Origin of the sequence: Melghirimyces thermohalophilus (assembly GCF_900102685.1) — a bacterium.
GTDB lineage: Bacteria > Bacillota > Bacilli > Thermoactinomycetales > DSM-45169 > Melghirimyces > Melghirimyces thermohalophilus.
The window spans coordinates 71,324-88,127 of sequence record NZ_FMZA01000007.1 but is presented as its reverse complement, the minus strand read 5'-3'; the positions used below and the strand labels follow the sequence as shown (position 1 = coordinate 88,127).

The window sequence follows — 16,804 nt, the reverse complement described above, 5'->3', positions numbered from 1 at the left end:
CGGTTCGTGGTGCCCTCAAATACCAAGTCGCTCTTTTGGGTAAACGCTTCCCCTCGTATCGACCTCATTTATCACAATGAGTCGATAGCCACGAAAAACAACACCCCCGGCGCCCTGTTAAGGGTTCCGGGGGTGTCCTCAGGTCATCTCCGTTTCCAACTCCTCCACCCGCTTTTCCACATAACGGGTGTCTTTCTGCGCGTGATAGGTCTCCGCCTTTTCCACAACCACTGCCGTATTGTATTCGGGGATGGCCGCATATTCTTCGTAGACGCCTTTGGGGATCAATACATTCCCCTCTGGCCAATACACTTGCAGGTTGCCGCGACGTGTATCGGCGAATTGGGCCACACCTTGGAAACGGCCGTAACGATTGTAGAGGACGATCGCCTCCCCATCGCGGATGCCGATAGAGCGGGCATCTTCCGGATGGATCAGCACGGAATAGCGGTCGGCAGCGTTGGTCGGGTCGGTTTCCCCGTAGATCATGGAGTTAAACTGCTTGCCACGCCGGGTGGAGACATAAAAATGCCCCTCCGGTTTCCGCAGTTCCGGCAGTTCGATGGGGATCAAATTCCCCCGGCCATCGTCGGTGGGACAGATGCCCCCTTCACACAACCAGGCGCCTCCCCACTGAAACACATCCCCTTTTTTCTTCAGATGCTGAATCCCGTCGTAGTTAGGGTTGGCCTTGGCGATCTCCTCTCGAATCTCCTGAGCATCAGCAAAGGTGATTTGCTCCTTGGCCTCGGGTTTGACCCGAGCCGCCAAATCAGTATAGATTTCCCACTCGGAACGGGCCTCTTCAATGCGAGGTCCCTCAATCTCCGGGGAGAAGTAGACCATGCGCTCAGTGGAGGTGGAAGTTCCTCCTCCCGGCTGTTCGTACCGGGTCATCGCCGGCAGCACGATCACTTCCTCCTTGGCATCCACCAGGGTGGAGGTGTTCAGGATGATATCCTGATGCACCCGGAGCTCCATCTGTTCCAGACATTGACGGACGAAGTCCGGATCAGGCATCGTTTCCAAAAAGTTGCCTCCAGAGGTGTAAAACACCCTCAGTTTCCGTTGGTGCTCTTCCGGCAACAGGGCGTTTTCCAGGGAGTCGCCGACGGTATCTCCCTGCCAGCGGGGGATGTCGAAGTTCCACAGCTGCTCCAGCCGCTCAATTTCCTTCGGCTCAAAATCGCCGCCGGGCAACACAAAGGGATCGGCGCCCATCTCCCCGGATCCCTGGACTCCGGAATGGCCGCGGATCGGCATCACTCCGCAGTGTTTTCGCCCGATAAATCCGCGCAACATGGCTAGATTGGCTATTTGGGATACATTGTCGGTTCCGAAGCGATGCTGGGTGAGACCCATTGACCAGACGAAGACGCCGCTCTTGGAGTGGGCCAAGAGCCGGGCCAACTCCTCCATCCGCGCCCGGGAGAGACCGGAGGAAGCCTCCAGCGTCTCCCAATCCTGATTCAGTACATGGTCCTTTAAGTCCTCCACCCCATGGGTGTGTTGTTGGACAAACTCCCAGTCGATGGCGGATCCCGGTTCTTCGATCTCCATCTCAAACCAGTGCTTCATTACCCCGTTCATCAAGGCGATATCCCCGCCGATATTGACCTGGTAAAAATCGTCGGCGATCTTCGTGCCGAACAGGGCGGAGTCGGGAATCGACGGGACCCAATACCCGTCCATGGACGGCTCCCGGTACGGGTTGATCACGATAATTTTGGTTCCCTTACGCTTGGCGGCATACATGTACTTGGTGGAGACCGGCTGGTTGTTAGCAGCCACAGAACCCCAGAACACCAGCACATCGGTGCCGATCCAGTCCCGGTAATTACAGCTGGAGGCGCCGATCCCCAGGGAACGCTTCAACGCCGTCTTACTGGGGGAGTGGCAAATGCGGGAGGCGTTGTCGATGTTGTTAGTCCCCAGGAAACGAGCCGTTTTGGCAGCGGTATAATATACCTCATTGGTGATCCCCCGGGAGGTGAGATAAAAAGCCAGCTGCTTCGGATCGATCGACCGGATCTTATCCGCAATCCGATCCAGGGCATCATCCCAGGAGATGCGTGTAAACCGCTTTTCACCGGGTTTGCGCGACAACGGGTAGGGAATCCGTCCCAGCTGCCGCAACTCTGTACTGCTTTTCTGCCGGAGTTGATCGATATCGCTGTGGAGGATCTCTTCATCGATGGCCGGCATCGTATTCAGCCGCAGCACGTTGAGCCGGGTAGTGCAAAGATGGGGACCGGTCAGCGTCTGATCCCGCAGCCCGCCCACCCCCAGCGCGCACCCGTCACAAACACCCTGGGTCAGGATGCGGTAAGCGTAGGGCAGATTATCCCGGTTTTCCCACACCACCTTCGCCGTATCGCGGATGTGTTTTGGCTTGATCTTCCCCAAACCGAAGGGAACTGGACTCACCCATAACTTCGGATCGGGAAGACGAGGCAACTTCGTCGGTCCCTCATGTTTGGTCTGGCCCATCATCATCACCTCTCGATCAAACTAATACCGGATCCGTTTTCCTTAAAAGAGACTCCCTATGTTCACAATTTACAGTCTGTTTGTCCTTTTGTCCATATTCCAAACTGGGAAACGTGGAACGACCGGAAGCAACCGCAAGCGCGGTGGCATCAGCAGAGAAGTTTCTTTTCCTTCGCGTGATAAATATATGTACCATCCGCCTCCTTCCATTCGATCTGACCTTTGTCATCCAAGTAATCCAATAAACCCATCACTTCCGAAGCAACCAGAGGAAACTCAGCCTTTAATTTCGACGGATACATGATTTCGCATAATTCCATCGGCGTTTTGGGCGCCTTCAGGAGCCACTGTCGGAGCCGTTCCGCCTTCTGATCGATGCGCTGGATGCGATGATCGATCAGGCTCGCATGATCGGTAAACACCGAACCGTGTCCCGGAAAAATGCGTTTGACCGGTAAGGGAGCGCAGCGGAGCATCGACTCCCGATATTGGCAAACCGTCTTCATCCGGCGCCAGGTCCGTTCATCCGGTTCCACCAGGGCGTTGGAAGAGATGTGAGGGAGCAGCAGGTCGCCGCCGAATAACCACCCCGTCTCCCGATCCCATGCCATCAGATGATCGACGGCATGGCCGGGGACGTAGTAGAGTTCCAGTTTCGAGAGCTCCGGAATCGTCTCTCCCTCCTCCACCGGGCGAAGGTCCACCCCGTCTAAACGGATCTTATCCTTGCTGTGAACCCCTTTCCATAACCGTTTCACATAGTTGGCCCCGAGCTCGCCACATCCCATTCGTTCGTACAGTTTTTCAAAAAAACGAAGTCGTCCTTCCAAATAGGCAGGGTCCCGCAACAGTCGAGGAATGCTCCGGGGATGGACATAGACCGGTACCGGGTGACGGGTCACCACTCGGTTGACCAGCCCCACATGATCTACATGATGATGGGTCAGAAAAATGGCGTGGATGGATTCGATGGTTAACCCCCGCTGTTGTAACGCTTCTAAAAGAACGTTCCATGCCTCATCAGAATCGACGGCCGCGTCTATCAGGACTACAGACCCCTCCTTCTCCAGGAGGTACATATTGACCGGACCGACCGGAAAAGGCGTCGAGACGGTGATAGCAGTGACCGCCGTTTCACGGTCGACCCAAGTATGGATTTCTCTCAACCTGACTTTCTCCTTTCTCTTTATTCCATCTCTATTTTATCGCAATTGTCGCTTTTATTCGTCTTCCAATTGGGCTTGAAGGGCACTTTTTTAAACTTTCCGCATCCCTCCCCAACGCCATCGTTATCGAAAAATAAAACAGGGCGGACTCACAGGTTATCCACCCACCAGAGCACCCTGATATGGATTGTTTGGAAATCTTTAAAAGGACATATGGGAACTGTGCGCCGGTTGCAGTCTCAATCGGGGATTGAGGTACTGAACCGCATTGTTGACGGCGGTAGGAGCTTCGCCAAAACCGACGGCGATCAGTTTGACTTTTCCGTCATAGGTGGTAACATCCCCTGCAGCATAGATCCCGGGGATGTTGGTCTCCATCCGGGAATGGACCATGATGGAGCCTTTTTCGATCTCCAGTCCCCATTCTTTGATCGGGCCCAAAGAGGAAACGAAACCGTAACTGACAATCACTTCATCCACGTCGATGGATTCCGTCTCCTTGGTATTCGGATCCACCAACACCGCCTGTTCGATCTTCCTCTCCCCGTGCAGGGATTGGATCTGACGAGGGGGTGATCACCTGTACGCTGGATTGTTTGAGCTGTTCCACGCTGCTCTCGTGGGCCCGGAACCGATCCCGCCGGTGGATCAAGGTAACTTGTGAGGCGATTCGCTCCAAGGTGTTGGCCCAATCTACGGCGGAGTCGCCTCCACCTGCCACCAAGACCCGTTTTCCGGCAAACTGTTGCACATCCTCCACAAAATAATGGAGGTTCTGCCCTTCAAACCGTTCGGCCCCAGAAACGATCAATTTCCGGGGTTCAAAGGCTCCCACACCGGCGGTGATCACGATCGTTTTGGTGAAATGGGTTTGCCGGTCGGTCACCAGTTCAAAGCCGTCCTCCTTTTTTTCCACCTGGAGCACCCGCTCATCGAGGCAGATCTCCGGTCGGAAATATTTCGTCTGCTGAATCGACCAATTCCTGAGCGCGCACCTTGGGAAACCCGGCCACATCATAAATATCCTTTTCCGGATAGAGGGCGGACAATTGCCCCCCCAGTTGGGGCATGCTTTCGATGATTTTCACCGATCGTTTGCGCATGCCTCCGTAAAAAGCGGCAAACAACCCCGTCGGCCCGCCTCCGATGATGGTGATATCCGTCACTATGTTCGCCATGGTATCCCTCCACACCTTCACCATTCATGCATTATGGGACATTGCTCTCGCTTCGGTCAGACAGGGGCAAGAAGGTACCAAGATGGCGCCGCTCCCTTTGATTCCCTGCAGATTTTCGCGGGATAAGACGGTAAAGTCCCATTTCGAAAACGCCCCATGGAGCATCCCTTTCCTCGGTCAACGGCCGGAGTAGTTGGGCTCTCGAATGGGCATCCAAAATAAAAGGTGCGACGTATTTTTTAGATGCCGAAGGGATTCATCGGCTTGGTTCCGACGTAGGAGAGAACGCTTTTAGTTTCCGTGTACAGATCAAGGGATTCGAGCGCCAGCTCCCGGCCGAAGCCCGATTGCTTGTAACCGCCGAAGGGCAAGCCAGGAAACGTGGAGATCGGGTTGTTGACCATGACGATCCCCGCTTTCAGCTGTTCAGTGATCCGGTGCGCACGGCTGTGATTCTGGGTCCACACCGCGGCTGCCAAGCCGTAGATGGAATCGTTGGCCTGTTGAATGACTTCTTTTTCATCGCTGAACTTCATGATGACAACCACCGGCCCGAAGATCTCCTCCTGAGCGACCCTCATGTCATTGGTCACATCGACAAGCACCGTCGGTTGGTACCAATGACCTTTTTCAAATTCGCCTCCTTCCGGACGTTGACCTCCAAAGGCCACCCGCGCTCCTTCTTTTTTGGCCAGATCCACATAGGAGTGAATCGTCTCCAGCTGACCGGCAGAGATGATCGCCCCCACGTGTGTCTCTTTGTTCAGGGGATCTCCCAGCTTCAGCTGCTTCGTTTTTTCCACGAATTTCTCCACGAATTCATCGTAGATCGATTCATGAACGAACAGCCGGGAACGGGCTTCACAGGACTGGCCTGTGTTGTAATAGATGCCGAAGACGGAACCCACGACGGCACTCTCCAGATCGGCGTCTTCAAAAACGATATTGGGGGATTTTCCGCCCAACTCCAGGGTGACTCGCTTCAGCGTCTCCGAAGCCTTGGCCATGATATCTTTCCCGGTGCTCGTCTCCCCGGTGAACGCCACCTTGTCCACACCCGGGTGTTCCACCAGATAGGTATCCCAATTATTTCAAGTGGTTTGATATGGCCGGTCATCAATTTTTCCGCAGCATCGGTCTGTCTCCGGCGAAACTGGAAGCAGAAGAAAAAGTGATCCTTCCGATGCTGGATGCCGGGTGCACCTTTGAGAAGCCCCTTTATTACGACGATATCATCACCATCCACACCAGCGTAGAAGAGATCAGCCGAAAAACGATTCGGCTGAAACACGAGGTGTTTCGGGGAGAAACCCGCTCGGGCCATGGGCATGAAATCCGCGGATGGGTCCGAGAGTCAGAGGGTCGCCTATCCGCTGTCCCGATTCCAGATGAAGTCAGAACCCTGCTGGAACAAGACTCATCCAGCGAGCCGCAAGCCCCCAACCCCTGGCTGTCGACGTAGAAGGATTTTCATTCGGATATATATTCCGTTACAATGGTTTCAGGATATGGTAGAAGGAGTTATCGCAATGAAACCGAGATCCTTGATGTTTACCCTGTTCGGAGACTATATCCAGTACTATGGAGGCGAAATCTGGATTGGTAGCCTGATCCGTCTGATGGATGTATTCGGCATCTCCGAACAATCCGTAAGAGGGGCCACCTTTCGCATGGTCAACCAGGATCTGCTCCAGGTCCGTCGGGTGGGCAACCGCAGCTATTACTCGTTGACGGCCAAAGGGAAACGGAACGTTATCGATGGGGTGAAACGCGTCTACTCCATCAATAACCATAAGTGGGACCGTCTATGGCGGGTCCTTACCTACTCCATTCCGGAACAAAGACGGGAGTTGCGGACACAGTTCCGCAAAGAACTGTCCTGGCTAGGCTTCGGGTTGATCTCCAATAGCATGTGGGTGAGCCCCAATCCCCTGGAAGACAAAGTGATGAAATTGATCGAAACCCATGGACTGGAACCATATGTCTTTTTTTTCAAAACCGATTCTGTGATGACCCATGATGATGACGAAATCATTTCCCTCGGATGGGATTTGGACGAAATTAGCGACAAGTACGATCAGTTTATCCAATATTACGAGAAAGCCCATGAATCCTTGAGGGAACGGGTGTGGAATCAAGCGGTCGATCCCCGGGAGTGCTTTCGGATCCGCACCTCGATTGTCCATGAATATCGAAAATTTTTATTCCTTGATCCCCACTTGCCCCACGACTTAAGACCTGATCGATGGAACGGAACGCGAGCCCGTCAATTATTTTGGAATATTCATCAGTTGGTTTCGGTGGGAGCCGTCCACTTTTTTGAAGAATGCTTTGAACACGCTCCCGACGGAACCACGTTGAGCAATCGGGAAAAAGCGATCAACCCCTTTGTCGATGCCAATGTCAGCTTTGTATGAGAGACCTCCCTAACCAGTGGGCGGCCATCAGAACTGCCTTATAACCGACCACCGTGCTTTGTGAGGAGAGGGCAGCCATCTCCTGGGCTCGAGGGATCCGCGGCATCATATCCATACTAAATCACATCCGCCTTCTCATAGAGTGCCGCGGTCTCGGTCACCACAAGGGCCCCCGCTTTTTCATACCCTCGATCTCTATAATCGGCACCCAAGCCGACCCCGCTCTCAACGACGACGCTCATCCCGGACTCAGCCAGACGGCCAACCTCTTTTGGAACCAGTGCCACCCGGTTTTCGCCAGGTTCCGTCTCTTTGGGGACAGCGATTGTTAGTGACAACACTCTCTCCAACTTTCATTCGAATTTGATCTATTATACAACAATAAAATGGATGGGGATTCAGGGATGAAACAATAAAAAGCCGGATGCCTGTGTGAGGCGGCCGGCTTTTTTGTCGTTATCTTTACGCCGCTATCGCTTGATCCTCCCGTGGACGGATGAATTGATCATACCGGTACAGGACCAAGAGATAAGCAGCGGCGAAGGACAAGGGGAAGACGAGAATCACATACGTCAAGGCAAGTGGAATTCCCACAAGAATGCTTAACACAACAAATCCTTCGTGCACCAATGTCTGCAGCAACAACAGCGGAACCATCGTCACACCGGCGACGACGGCGAAGCCCAAGTTCACGGCGAGGAACACACCTCCAGCCAGCAAAACAGAGAGGAAAGAAGAACCAAATGAAGAAAAAACAACCCGGAACGTCTGCTTGATCGACTCCAACACGCGTAGATCGTCCCGAACCAGGACAGCCGGAGCATGAATGTTAAATTGCATCATCAGAAACACCAATGCCAAAACCGGCAGCACCATCACTACTCCGGCATCCCCTAACGCTTCCGCTGCAATCGCCAGCACAAGGAGAATCAAGTAAGCCGGAACCATGCAAAGGAACGCCAGGATGGACTGACCGGTCAATCGCCATAAAAAGCGAACTCCCTGGGAGAAAAAGGTGCCGATTTTTGACCTCTGCTCCAACAAAATTTGCATTCCCATCCCATAAAGCCCGCCGTTCAGAAAACTACCGAAAACCATGGAAAGCACCAGCACCAACAGGTAAGCCACAGCTATAAGGATGAACCCTATTATCCCCAGACCAGCAGCCATTTCAGGGTTCATCGCATCTTCCATCGACGCTGCCCCGCCCAAGAAGAGCACGGGAAACAATAACAAAATGATCGTGGCCACAAAACACGCCACATTAGCCACCAAATAACCGATAAAGGTGGCAAAGCCCAACCTCACCGCATGTTGCTTCAATAGAGAAAAATATGAAGGCATGAATCAGACTCCTCCCTTGAAAAACTAAAACAGAAAACATCACAATTTTAACATAAAAAATAAGTAGTGGCCGAAAGGAAAAAGTACATATCGGGTTTGGACACGACAAGGAGCCCTTTCATCTCTCCCGCAAACCCACTGAAGGCCATAAAAAATTATCCGGTACTTCTCGATCTCAACAACTATCCCCCTAGAACCGGCTTCCCAGTGCGCATGGAGTACCATCAGAGCCCTATACCTGGAAGCTCCCGAAACCGCCCCCGTCATGGAATAACTTCCACCTCCTCCTAATTCATCTCCTGAAATTCAACATCGTGATTTAGGATCGATTCACCAAGAAGAAGGGACCTTTTGGTAATAGATTGAATATACAAATAATAAAGGAGATCAAGGGGGCGGTTGCAGATGAAATTTGATAAGCAACTGTTCAGAAGCGATTCCTTTTTGATCATGTTCCACGCCGCAGGGTTCATCTTGTTGCTATTTGGAATTTATTCTACGGTCTTCCATCTGCATACCGGCGCCATGATGGCACCGGAGATGCTCGGGGTCCGATTATTTGACATCGCCGGGGGATGGGTACTCCTGGGCGGCTTTACGCTGAATCTGATCGCTTGGACTGGACTTCGCAATAAACGGAAGAAAACTACGATCCTCCCTTCAAAACAGAGTCGATTCCCCATGTAAGCCATACCTCCCGGAAGGGACCATCTCTCCACAGGAAGCGAACGGGGTTTTCGCCCCCCACGTCTCGGGTACAGACGAAGGGTGGGAAAACCCCGTTTCCCTTCTTTCTCTTGGTACAAGCAGGAGATCGTTCAGGATTAAAATCTGACCACCGGACAGCCAGGCATTTTATGATACAATGGAGATCTTAGGGAGCCTCTCCCCACGCATATAAAGCAAACTGATTTGAAACACCAAATAAACACCAGGGAAAAGCGAAAGGACGACACGGCCGATGGTTTCCAATCTATTGAACAACTACCCCCTCTGGGCTTCACTGACGGCGATCGCACTGGCCCAAATTCTAAAAGTACCGTGGAATTATACCGTCACTCGACAGTGGGATTTTAACTGGCTGTTTAACGCCGGCGGCATGCCCAGCGGCCATACGGCTGCAGTCACTTCCCTGGCCACCGCCATCGGCCTTTGGGAAGGCTGGGGATCGCCCCTGTTTGCTATCACCTCCATCCTGGCGATTATCGTCATGTATGATGCTGCTGGCGTCCGTCGTCAAGCGGGCATGCAAGCTCAGGTGCTCAACCAGCTGGCTGAGGATTTTGCCCAAGCACTGGAGGAGATTCGCCACATCAAACATAAATCACCCCGTGAAACCGGGGTGAAGCTGAAGGAGATACTGGGGCATCAACCGATCGAGGTGTTTGCCGGCGCCTGGTTCGGAATCGGCATCGCCTTGCTCATCTACTGGTTGTGGGTATAGAAGAGCGATAAAGGGCCTCCAATTTCCGAGAGGGGAAACTCTCTGTTCCTTCGATAATTGAACCTCGGGGGATGGCACTTTCCTGTGGCGGCTTCTCACCCGATACGCCACTCTTGTCAGAGGAAGCGAGCCATAAAAATTTCATCTACATACTTTCCCTCGATCACAGCTTGACGACGACGCCGGCCCTCCAGGCGAAACCCGTATTTTCGGTACAGACCGATCGCCCGCTCATTGGTATCCCACACATCCAAGTTGATCTTTTCAATCCCGTGATCCTTTGCCCAGGAGAGGGTGTATTCCAGCAGTTTCTTGCCGAGCCCCATCCCCCGATACCGGGGAATGAGCCATGTCCGGAATTGGGCCGTATGATGACTCATTCCCTTGGAACCCCGCTTTAACTGGGCGCTGCCGGCGATGTTTCCGTCTACTTCTACCACGGTGTACATCCCGTCGTGATCGCGAATTTTCTCGATTTCCCCTCTCTTTTTTTGTACATCGGGCCGGGTATCGGGAGATTCATCCAGATAAATTCCTTCTTGAATCACCCGAGCGAGGCGTTTACTCACCTCTTTGGCATCTTCGGGGTTGGCTTGGCGCAGCACCACCTCATGGCCTTTGATGCGATATCTTTTCTGTTCATCTGTCGGAAGGCCCGACCGTTTCAAATCCACAGCCATCAGACAACCATCTCCTTACGGGTTTGAGTAAAAACTGCAGGGAAAAGGGGTGTTTACATGCAGCGGATAGTCTCTCTCTGTCCGAGCAATACGGAGATCTTGTGGGCCCTAGGCCTCGGTGATCAAATCGTCGGCGTCGACGATTATTCCGACTGGCCGAAGGAAGTGAACCACCTTCCTCGGCTGGGTCCGGATCTATCCATCGACATGGAGCGGGTACAGTCTCTAAATCCGGACTGGGCCGTCGCTTCCCTTAGTGTTCCCGGGATGGAAAAAAACATTGAATCCCTCCGACAATTGAAAATCCCCTTTATCACGCTGTATCCCGGAAGCCTCTACGACATTCCGCAGGATTTTATCAAGGTAGCCCAGCAGGCCGGCGTGGAGTCTCGCGGGCGGGAATTGGCCGCTCAATTCACGAAAAAATTGGAATCGATCGAGAACCGGATTCCCCGCGATCAACCCGCTCCCCGACTATACTGGGAATGGTGGCCTAAGCCCGTGTTCACTCCGGGAAGAGAAAACTGGCTGACAGAGGTCAGCCAGATCGTGGGGGCAGTCAATGTATTTGGTGATGAAGGCGGACAGAGTGTCAAAACCGATTGGGAGACCGTGGCTGCCCGTCGCCCCGATTACACCTTGGCCGTCTGGACCGGTGTGCCGATTCACAAAGTGCGCAAGGAGAAAATTACCGGACGACCAGCTTGGCAAGGGCTTTCCTTCGCCGCTGACGATCGCGTTCACATCCTGGAAGAAGGTTGGTATTGCCGTCCTTCCCAGCGGATCCTCACCGGTATCGAACACTTAGCCCACCTCTTGTACCCCGACCGGTTCGATCCGCCGAACCCCCAGCGACCCTTGTGATTCCTGTTCTACGAAAAAGGGCCCCGTGTACCAGGGCCCTTTCTTTAAAACATGCGATATCCTTTTTTGCGCAGCGTCTGGATGGCCCAGGCACCGCCCAGTATCCCGGCCAAGCCGATGCTCAACATCAGGTAGTCTCCACCCTTGAGATCGAAGTTTAAAAAACAGTAAATCAAAACCCCTGCATACAGAATCAGTGGGAACCAGGTGGTTTTTAAAATCATGTTGAGTATAAAGGAAATACCGAAACCCATAAATCCAAACAGCGGGACGCTGATGATGATTTGGGGAAGACTCACATTTCATCGCCTCCGTTGATCCCTTGACACGACGGATCGTGTTCGTCCTGCGGATATTTTATCACAATTGTCCGCCCCAGGCGACGGGAAACCACCAGGAACAAGTTGTGGCATTCCGGCGACAAATTGGCCAGCCTATTTGCGAGAGCCCGTCCCCTTTCGATACAATAGGTTGTGAAGTGGATAACAAGGGGGTTTAGAGTATGCGTCCACAGTCTGGAGGTCGGCCCCCGATGGGGAGCCCGAGTAACACCGGTGGATCCGGCGATGCCGGGCAAAAGAAAAAACTGCCGACCCAGTTTGTCAACTTTGTCTTTTTTAAAGTCGATCCTGCCTGGCGGCGTCTCAGCCAGGAAGAACAGGAACAAGGGAAACAGGAATTCACTGCTGTGGTGAATGAATATAAGCAAAACGGCGTGATGGTCAACGCTTATTCCATGGTTGGCATTCGTTCCGACGCCGATTTCATGCTGTGGAGAATCGCCAAAAACGTAGAGGTATTCCAGGAAATGATGACCCGTCTGCTTCACACCGGCCTGGGTCAATACCTGGAGATCACCTACTCCTATCTTTCCTTCACCAAACGGAGCATGTATGTAGATAAGATGGATCCTGAACATCAAAACCCGCGGACGTTTATTATTCCCGGGATGAAAAAGTACCTGTTCGTCTATCCCTTTATTAAAACCCGTGACTGGTATCAATTAACCTATCCCACCCGTCAAGGGATGATGGATGAACATATCCAAGTGGGTAGCAAGTATCCCTCTGTCAAATTGAACACCACCTATAGTTTTGGTATCGACGATCACGAGTTCGTCGTCGCCTTTGAGACCGACGAGATTACGGATTTCTCCGTTCTGGTACAGGAACTGCGTGAAACGGAAGCCAGCCGGTATACCCTCCGGGATGTGCCGATGTTCACTTGCATCCGTCATCCCGATGTCAAGGATGCCTTGAATACCCTGTAACTTTTCCTTTAGCCGCTTTCTGTCGAAAGCGGCTTTTTCATAAAAAAACCCGGTTTATACCGGGCTAAACATCTTTCACCGGCTTTTTTCCGGTTCCCTTACAACAACCACAGGTTTCCGACCCGCCCAGGAGCAATTGTACGTATCCATCCCCTTTACAGTAGCTGCAGATCTCCGTGGAGGCAAACAGGTTTTGTCCGACCACGGGAACGAACCTCCTGTTTTTCAAATTTTCAGATCATGATACAGGATTCCCACGCAAAACAAAACCTGGAAAAAAACCAACGATAAGTCCTTCTGCTCTGTTGTAAGCGGGTCTTGCGCCTTTTTATGGACTCGATCGCTTTCAAACTCTCTTTTCTGTTTATGACCCGGAAAAAATTCGGTAACTTTTGTAGCCATAATCCCGTTGCAGGCTGATCGGGAGTCGTACCAGCGCCGGTTCCCATTGCTGTTCAGCGGATACGATCCGTCGCAGCAGATCGGTGGTGGCCGGGTCCTTGCGTAACACATCCCGGGACAGGTAACGGGCTTCCGCAATCTCCACCCCGTCCGGTGCCGGTTCGCCCTTTTCAGGTGCCATGATGAAAAACACCATATTGTCACTCTCCCCGGAGCGAAGCACGCCTGTTCGGATCCCAGCTACACCGATCACCCGGGTCCGTATACCAGTTTCCTCTCTGATTTCACGTTGCACCGCTTCGTCCATGGTTTCCCCCGGCGCTACAAAGCCGCCGGGCAACGTCCATAAGCCCATGGTAGCTCCATAACGCTTTTTCACCACCAGAATTTCACCGGTCTCCCGCAACACCAATCCGCCCACACCCAACCAAACACCGCCGCGTTTCATTCTATTACCCCTCCAGTTGAAACAAAAGAACCCCGTCCATCATAACCGGACAGGGCACTACAGCTTGCTCGGCACTCAAAACTTGGCTTTTTTGAACATCAGGGAAAGGCCGCCGATCAAATAGAACCAACGCCAATCGTTCACCCGCTTCAAGAAAGAAGCTTTGCCTCCGAAAAACTTTTTGCCGAAGGCGATTCCGATGGCGGAACCGCGTCCCAGGGAAGCCAGCGTTCCTTTTAAATCGAAAGAGAAGGGCTGCATTGAGCCTCCGCGCAACTTGGCGACCAGGTTTTTGGACAGATATTGCCCCTGTTGAGTGGCCATCTGTGCCGTGGGCGGATAGGGGCGTTCCTCCTCGTTAAAGATCAGGGAGCTGTCCCCCACCACAAAAAAGTCTTCATATCCAGGTGCGCGCAGATATTCGTCCACTTTTACCCGGCCGCGGGCCGTTTCGATCCCTGCTTCCTCCAGCAAGGGATTTCCACGGACACCACCCGTCCAAACGACGGTGGCCGCATCGATTTTTTCGCCGCCTTTCAGTATCACACCCTCGGGTGTACACTCTTCGATCGGCGTACTGATGCGGAATTCAACCCCGCGCTCCTCCAAATATTTGACCGCGTAATCGACCAGCTCTTTATCAAAGCCAGGCAGAACTGTCGGTGCGGCTTCCACATTGACAAGCCGTACTTTTTCCCGGGGGATATCAAACTCCCGGCACAATTCGGGAAGGCGGTCCACTAATTCACCGACATATTCGATTCCCGTAAAACCAGCCCCGCCGATCACGATCGTCAACAGATCGTCCCGCTTTTCTTCCAAGGTATTATACTCGGCGAACGCTTTCTCCATATGTTCCCGAATCAGACGGGCTCCGTTCAAATTCCGGATAAAGTAAGCGTGGTCCAAAAGCCCCTTGATACCAAAGGTTTCCGGCGCACTGCCCAGTCCAAAGACCAGGTAGTCATAGGATAGGGTTTCTCCCCCATCCAGTTGCACCTCTTTTTTGTCGGGGTCAACCTGGGTCACTTTATCCTGGATAAACCGAACCTTGTTCCGATCCAGGACGGAGTCAATATCCACCTTCGCATACTCGGAGGGTAGGGTGCCTGCAGCAGGTTCGTGGAGTTTGGTGGTCACGTGATGATATGAGTTCAAATTGACCAACGTGACCTCCGCTTCCTGTTGATTTAACTCCTTTTGGAGGCCGACAGTGGTCATCAAGCCGCCGTACCCTGCCCCCAAGACCAAAATTTTAGGAAGAGCCATCATACCACATCCATTTACTATGTTAAAGAAATCACAAGTTTCACCGGTTTCGCCGGACACTATAAACCATAATAAGAGTTTCGCTCTCTTTTGACAAGGTCCTTTGTGATCAGTCTATCCACTGAACGATCCGATATCCATCAGCGAAAGGACGAAACCAATCGCAAAAAGGCCGTTTCGCCAGTTTCTCTTTACGTTCATGAAGCGAATGACACAATTTTACTCTCAATCAAATGAGGTTATAGAGGAATATCCTGGAGATCACTGACGCTTGTTTTCCAGTCCCGACCATTTCGTTGGTTCCTTTAGGATTTTCGTGATAGAATACAATCGACCAGTGGGAAGGGTCTGATCCCTTTCCGAGGTTCCTGGCGAACCTCATCCATGGTGGGGATGTGACGCTTGGAGGGTAATATACGCTTTGGAGGTGCGCCGATGTCAGCAGTGGAACGTGACCGGGAAGTGGTGGATATCACCGTCATCGGAGGTGGGCCAACCGGACTCTTTGCAGCTTTTTATGCAGGCATGCGAAATTCATCGGTAAAAGTGATCGAGAGTCTGCCTCAGATGGGCGGTCAGTTATCCGCACTCTACCCCGAAAAATACATTTATGATGTTGCCGGATTCCCCAAAATCCTGGCACAGGAACTGGTGGATAATCTGCTGGAGCAGTGTAAACTTTTTGAACCCATTTTTTGTGTGAACGAAAAAGTGAACAAGGTGGAGAAAAACGAGGACGGGATCTTTGAACTCACAACGGACCGCGGTCTCCACCTGACAAGATCCATCATCATCACCGCCGGTGTCGGCGCTTTTGAACCCCGCAAATTGAAAGTGGAAGGCGCTGAGCGGTATGAACATACAAATCTTCATTACTTTGTCAATGATCTCCAACAGTTTAAGGATAAAAAGGTTTTGATCGCCGGCGGTGGCGATTCCGCCGTCGATTGGGCCAACATGTTGGAGCCGATCGCTAAACAGGTTACCATCATTCACCGCCGGGATAAATTTCGCGCCCATGAAACCAGTGTGGATAAGATGAAGCAATCCAACGTCGAGATACGCGTGCCTCGAGAGATCCTTTCTCTCAAAGGGGAAAATCGCATCGAACAAGTGGTGATCGGCGATAAGAAAAGCCAAGTGGTGGAGGAGCTGGATGTCGACGCCGTCATCGTCAGCTTCGGTTTTGTGTCCAGCCTCGGTCCGATTCAGGAATGGGGACTGGAAATCGAAAAAGGATCGATTCTGGTCAACTCCCGAATGGAAACCAACATCCCTGGCATCTATGCCGCAGGGGATGTAGCTACTTATCCCGGCAAAGTAAAATTGATCGCAGTCGGCTTTGGCGAGGCACCTACAGCTGTCAACAACGCCAAACAGTACATGGATCCACAAGCACGCCTACAACCAGGCCACAGCTCCAATATGAAGTTTTAAACGACAACCGCCTCCGAGGGAGGCGGTTGTATTATGCAAGTCATATCAGCATCGGGTGTATGAACCCGTTGGCCGGTGACAAACTAGGGGCAAATCGGGGAAAAGGAGTTTTTTACATGAATCGGAGCCGCTGGATCGCCGGATCCTATCACCTGCTGACGGTGTTGGCCACACTGGCGATTCCATTGTTGATCTTTTTCGGAAGCCGCAACCGTGGCAGTGAATCGGCTTACGGTGTAGTCGGCGCCATCCTCGCATTTGTGCTGCTATCGGCCTATCTCATCTTTTCCAACATGAAACGGGGGCGATGATCTTGGAGACGAACTCAGCTACGGGTTGCCCGGTTTGTAATGGTTTTGATGTTTTGGAAGTCGCCTGTCCTCATTGTGGGGAAT

At 52.4% G+C, this 16,804-nt stretch carries 16 protein-coding genes and 3 pseudogenes; 8 read left to right on the top strand and 11 right to left on the bottom strand.

Annotation, left to right across the window (positions count from 1 at the left end; all coding sequences use genetic code 11):
• Positions 1-138: 138 nt before the first annotated feature.
• The 4 genes and pseudogenes from BLP91_RS06730 to BLP91_RS06715 all read right to left on the bottom strand — a co-directional run.
• A complete protein-coding gene (locus BLP91_RS06730) occupies positions 139-2,490 on the bottom strand; it encodes an FdhF/YdeP family oxidoreductase (protein ID WP_091568055.1) in 2,352 nt (783 codons plus the stop codon).
• Between the two features lie 149 nt (positions 2,491-2,639).
• Positions 2,640-3,656 carry an MBL fold metallo-hydrolase gene (locus tag BLP91_RS06725; RefSeq protein ID WP_091568052.1) on the bottom strand — a complete coding sequence of 339 codons (1,017 nt, stop codon included), beginning with the start codon at positions 3,654-3,656 and terminating at the stop codon, positions 2,640-2,642.
• Between the two features lie 201 nt (positions 3,657-3,857).
• Positions 3,858-4,834 (bottom strand): annotated as a pseudogene (locus BLP91_RS06720) (NAD(P)/FAD-dependent oxidoreductase).
• 239 nt (positions 4,835-5,073) lie between these two features.
• Positions 5,074-5,910 (bottom strand): annotated as a pseudogene (locus BLP91_RS06715) (aldehyde dehydrogenase family protein); the annotation flags it as partial.
• Between the two features lie 2 nt (positions 5,911-5,912).
• Here BLP91_RS06715 and BLP91_RS06710 point away from each other — a divergent pair.
• Positions 5,913-6,296: pseudogene (locus tag BLP91_RS06710) on the top strand (acyl-CoA thioesterase); the annotation flags it as partial.
• Between the two features lie 67 nt (positions 6,297-6,363).
• Complete coding sequence (locus BLP91_RS06705; RefSeq protein ID WP_091568048.1) at positions 6,364-7,251, top strand: PaaX family transcriptional regulator; 888 nt, start codon at positions 6,364-6,366, stop codon at positions 7,249-7,251.
• Positions 7,252-7,367: 116 nt separating this feature from the next.
• Here BLP91_RS06705 and BLP91_RS06700 read toward each other — a convergent pair whose 3' ends face one another.
• Positions 7,368-7,589 (bottom strand): hypothetical protein, encoded by a 222-nt coding sequence (locus BLP91_RS06700; RefSeq protein WP_176757875.1) that lies wholly within the window; start codon positions 7,587-7,589, stop codon positions 7,368-7,370.
• Positions 7,590-7,713: 124 nt separating this feature from the next.
• A complete protein-coding gene (locus BLP91_RS06695) occupies positions 7,714-8,595 on the bottom strand; it encodes a hypothetical protein (RefSeq protein ID WP_091568044.1) in 882 nt (293 codons plus the stop codon).
• Positions 8,596-9,000: 405 nt separating this feature from the next.
• Here BLP91_RS06695 and BLP91_RS06685 point away from each other — a divergent pair, with 405 nt between their 5' ends.
• Positions 9,001-9,282, top strand: coding sequence for a hypothetical protein (locus tag BLP91_RS06685; protein WP_091568038.1), 282 nt, complete (start codon positions 9,001-9,003; stop codon positions 9,280-9,282).
• A gap of 274 nt (positions 9,283-9,556) precedes the next feature.
• Entirely contained in the window at positions 9,557-10,039 is a 483-nt protein-coding gene (locus BLP91_RS06680) for a divergent PAP2 family protein (RefSeq protein WP_091568036.1), read from the top strand.
• Between the two features lie 116 nt (positions 10,040-10,155).
• Here the strand turns inward: BLP91_RS06680 and BLP91_RS06675 are convergent, their stop codons facing one another.
• On the bottom strand, positions 10,156-10,719 hold the full coding sequence (locus BLP91_RS06675) for a GNAT family N-acetyltransferase (protein WP_091568033.1): 564 nt from the start codon (positions 10,717-10,719) through the stop codon (positions 10,156-10,158).
• Positions 10,720-10,776: 57 nt separating this feature from the next.
• Between BLP91_RS06675 and BLP91_RS06670 the strand changes: the two genes are divergently transcribed.
• Positions 10,777-11,583 carry a cobalamin-binding protein gene (locus BLP91_RS06670; protein ID WP_091568030.1) on the top strand — a complete coding sequence of 269 codons (807 nt, stop codon included), beginning with the start codon at positions 10,777-10,779 and terminating at the stop codon, positions 11,581-11,583.
• A gap of 44 nt (positions 11,584-11,627) precedes the next feature.
• On the opposite strand, the gene BLP91_RS06665 is transcribed toward BLP91_RS06670, so the two are convergent.
• Positions 11,628-11,882: a YuiB family protein gene (locus tag BLP91_RS06665; RefSeq protein WP_091568028.1), complete on the bottom strand. Its 255-nt coding sequence runs from the start codon at positions 11,880-11,882 to the stop codon at positions 11,628-11,630.
• Between the two features lie 203 nt (positions 11,883-12,085).
• Here BLP91_RS06665 and BLP91_RS06660 point away from each other — a divergent pair, with 203 nt between their 5' ends.
• On the top strand, positions 12,086-12,853 hold the full coding sequence (locus BLP91_RS06660; RefSeq protein ID WP_245662167.1) for a chlorite dismutase family protein: 768 nt from the start codon (positions 12,086-12,088) through the stop codon (positions 12,851-12,853).
• 64 nt (positions 12,854-12,917) lie between these two features.
• Here BLP91_RS06660 and BLP91_RS16705 read toward each other — a convergent pair whose 3' ends face one another.
• From BLP91_RS16705 to BLP91_RS06650, 3 genes are all read right to left on the bottom strand, one after another.
• The gene (locus tag BLP91_RS16705; RefSeq protein ID WP_245662166.1) at positions 12,918-13,058 is read right to left on the bottom strand and encodes a YuiA family protein; all 141 of its coding nucleotides are present in this window, start codon (positions 13,056-13,058) and stop codon (positions 12,918-12,920) included.
• Positions 13,059-13,217: 159 nt separating this feature from the next.
• Positions 13,218-13,703 carry an NUDIX domain-containing protein gene (locus BLP91_RS06655; protein WP_091568022.1) on the bottom strand — a complete coding sequence of 162 codons (486 nt, stop codon included), beginning with the start codon at positions 13,701-13,703 and terminating at the stop codon, positions 13,218-13,220.
• Between the two features lie 75 nt (positions 13,704-13,778).
• A complete protein-coding gene (locus BLP91_RS06650) occupies positions 13,779-14,972 on the bottom strand; it encodes an NAD(P)/FAD-dependent oxidoreductase (RefSeq protein ID WP_091568019.1) in 1,194 nt (397 codons plus the stop codon).
• Positions 14,973-15,407: 435 nt separating this feature from the next.
• Between BLP91_RS06650 and BLP91_RS06645 the strand changes: the two genes are divergently transcribed.
• On the top strand, positions 15,408-16,409 hold the full coding sequence (locus BLP91_RS06645) for an NAD(P)/FAD-dependent oxidoreductase (RefSeq protein ID WP_091568017.1): 1,002 nt from the start codon (positions 15,408-15,410) through the stop codon (positions 16,407-16,409).
• Positions 16,410-16,525: 116 nt separating this feature from the next.
• Positions 16,526-16,720: a hypothetical protein gene (locus BLP91_RS06640; RefSeq protein WP_091568014.1), complete on the top strand. Its 195-nt coding sequence runs from the start codon at positions 16,526-16,528 to the stop codon at positions 16,718-16,720.
• Positions 16,721-16,804: the final 84 nt, after the last annotated feature.